General features: G+C 43.8%; 1 protein-coding gene. It reads right to left on the bottom strand.

Annotated features, from left to right (window positions below; genetic code table 11):
* Positions 1 to 908 (bottom strand): trypsin-like serine protease (locus tag AB4496_RS22975; protein ID WP_372132091.1); only part of this gene is annotated, 908 nt, incomplete at both ends.

Raw genomic sequence — 908 nt, 5'->3', positions numbered from 1 at the left:
ACCTAGCAAGCCAAATGATACACTCCCACCACTGCTACCAGAGCTTGTAACGGGCTTCTTCTTCAAGCCGGAGTACGCAGATCTCTTAGCGTGTGTTGAAACAAATTTAGCAGTTTCTGTACCCGCGATCACGCTATCGATCCAATCTTTATAATCGTAGATTTCAGTAAATACGGACGTTACGATAGAACTACCACCACAGGTTGCAGGACCAAAGCTAGTAATACCGACTTGTCGATAATCAGAACCATCTTTCCAGTAAACTGGACCACCAGAGTCTCCTTGGCAGGTACTGCCATATAAACTAGTGAAAATGTTGAAATCACCTGTGAAACAAATTTGTTTACCAGTTAGAGGAGGATTTGGGTTGTCCTTACCTGTAAATGCGTTCTTGCACGTTGTGTTATCTACGTAAGCCAGAGTTACTTTCTGTAATAAGGTGGTTCCGTCAAAGCCTGTACGTGTATTACCATGACCAACGGCCACAAAATCACTCGCCGCATTACGATAAGTTTCATTTGATGGACGCTTCACAACATCGTTGATCGAATCAACATTGAGTGCACTTTCTAGCTTGAGAATAGCAACATCATTGCGCAAAAAGTCGCTGATTTCATCCGAGTAATCACTAGGGTAATAGACCTCAGAAACGCGCGCTTTCTGGATATTACCCTTAGGGAATTGAGAGGTATCTTCTATCTGAGGAACAACGACAGTAAACAACTGTCCTTCCTCATCACCATAAATACAGTGCGCAGCAGTCAAAACATGGCTTGGGTCAAGAATCGTTGCACCACAATATGAGCCCGTTGAGTAAACCCCATCGTAATCAATACGATCGATAAACAAGCTCGCCATTGATGGGAAATTGGTGACTGAAGCGTTGCTACCGTTAACGGTAGCAACGC

It is taken from the genome of Vibrio sp. 10N.222.46.A1 (assembly GCF_041473595.1).
GTDB lineage: Bacteria > Pseudomonadota > Gammaproteobacteria > Enterobacterales > Vibrionaceae > Vibrio > Vibrio tasmaniensis_A.
Note: the sequence above shows the minus strand (reverse complement) of the source record. Positions and strands in the feature narration are given on the sequence as shown.